We start from the raw sequence: 1880 nt of genomic DNA, 5'->3' as shown, positions 1-1880 counted from the left end.
GGTGTTGTGTGTGTGTTGGGTGTGTTGTTTTTGCGTTTCGCCGCATCTCTCTTCGCCTTCCCCCTTTCTCTCGGGGCCGCACCGGGGAGCGCCGGGGCCATCCGGTCGCCGGACGAAATATGCATTCCCGTGTCGGCCCGGGGATGGACAGCGGAATCGCTCGCCCCGGGCGGACACTCCAACAGCCGGGAGCTCGCCCCGGCCGGGAACTACTTCAGGATCAGCCCGGAGCCGCCCTTGCCGCCAGCGGGAGCCATCTTGTTGAGCATGTTCAGATCGCGGGCCGAAGAGATGGTCAGGTTGGAGGTGGCTTCCAGGTACTTGTTCTTGAGCTCCTCGGGGAACGTCTTGAAATTGTAGAGGATGTGCTCGCCCTTCACGGCCCCGCCGATCTCGGTCTCGAAAGGGTAGCCGAAGGGCAGCAGGAGCATCTGCACGCCCTGCTGGGTGGGCACGGACTGGAGGATGGCCACGTCCTTCAGGCCCTGGGTCTCCTCGTCGAACTTGCCGAGCACGGTCTCGCCGTTGATGAGCTTCACGAGGCGGATATCGTACGCCATATGGGGGACTCCTTTGGAGAATGATGCGTTTGGGGATGGATTCGTGCGCAAACAGGCCTAGTTATGACCCAGCTCCTGCCGTGTCAAGCCGCCCGCCCCGCTCACGACCCCAGGCGCGGCAGCTTCAGCACGCGCTCGTAGGCCTCCAGAGCCACACCGGCCGCAGCGTCCCAGCTGAAGCGCGCCGCCTGCTCCACGCCCCGGCGCGCAAGCTCCCGGCGCAACCCCTCGTCGGATTCCAGGCGCGCCATGGCCTGCGCGATGGAACCCGCGTCCAGAGGGTCAACCAGCAGCGCCGCGTCCCCCGCCACCTCCGGCAGGCTCGACACCCCCGACGTGACCACCGGCGCGCCCAGGCTCATGGCCTCCAGCACCGGCAACCCGAAACCCTCGAACAGCGAAGGATACACGAACCCGAAACAATTGGCGTAGAGCCACGCCAGCTCCGCGTCGTCCACGTACCCCGTCAGCTTCACCCGCGAGGCCAGGCCCAGGGCGTTCACCTTGCGGCCCATCTCGTCCATCAGCCAGCCCCGGCCGCCCGCCAGCACCAAGGGCCTGTCGCCGCCCAGGCGCGCCAGGGCCTCGAACAGGCGCTCCTGGTTCTTGCGCGGCTCGATGGTGCCCACGCACAGCCAGAACTTCCCCGGCTCCACGCCCTTCAGGCGCGACGGGACCCGCATCGCGCTCCCCGCTCCGAACCGGCTCGCCAGATGCATCACCGACGTGCGCTCCCGGGGATAGTGCGGGAACACCCGCAAAAAATGCTCAAGGCTCGCCCGCGAGATCGAAACGATCCAGTCCGCACGCAAACTCGCGCCGAACACCCCGTCCAGGCACCCCACCCGGTTCTGCTCCGTGGTCCAGCCGGGATTCTCCAGGAACGACAGGTCGTACAACGTATAAACCTGCCGCGCCCGCCTCAACCCCACGGGACAAAAGAAATTGTTGGAATGCACCACGTCCGGCCCGCCCAAGCGCGCCTCGAAATCAACGGGCGGATTGCGCCAGAAGCGCTTGCTGCGCTCGAACCAGCGGAACGTCGGCCCCCGCCGCCCCTCCCCGGGGCACGAACACGCCCCGGGCCGGGGCTCCCAGTACAGGTCCCCGAAGTGCGGATAGAACACGAACCGCACGCCCCGCGCCGCCAAGGCGTGCACCAGCCCGTGCGCCAGGTAGCCGCACCCCGCCTTGCCCGCCCCCGTCTGGCTGACGTCGAAGCCTACCAGCATGCGCGCCCCCGGAGAACGGGGCTCCGCCCCGGACCCCGCCGTGCTCCGCCCGGACCCGGCAGGGCGCTGCCCTGCACCCGCCAGGGCG

Annotated in this window: 2 protein-coding genes; both read right to left on the bottom strand. The window is 68.2% G+C overall.

Translation table 11 applies throughout. From position 1 onward, the window contains the following. Window positions 1-209: 209 nt before the first annotated feature. A complete protein-coding gene (locus tag ACV4UX_RS19095) occupies window positions 210-560 on the bottom strand; it encodes a hypothetical protein (protein WP_491594862.1) in 351 nt (116 codons plus the stop codon). Between the two features lie 101 nt (window positions 561-661). Further along, on the bottom strand, window positions 662-1792 hold the full coding sequence (locus ACV4UX_RS19090) for a glycosyltransferase family 4 protein (RefSeq protein WP_491594861.1): 1131 nt from the start codon (window positions 1790-1792) through the stop codon (window positions 662-664). Window positions 1793-1880 lie beyond the last annotated feature (88 nt).

It is taken from the genome of Fundidesulfovibrio sp., assembly GCF_058402725.1.
This window is presented reverse-complemented; position numbering and strand designations above follow the sequence as displayed.

What these genes read in the sequence shown, in the direction of transcription:
- ACV4UX_RS19095 (WP_491594862.1), bottom strand. Translation starts at nt 560, where the DNA reads ATGGCGTACGATATCCGCCTCGTGAAGCTCATCAACGGCGAGACCGTG.
- ACV4UX_RS19090 (WP_491594861.1), bottom strand. Translation starts at nt 1,792, where the DNA reads ATGCTGGTAGGCTTCGACGTCAGCCAGACGGGGGCGGGCAAGGCGGGG.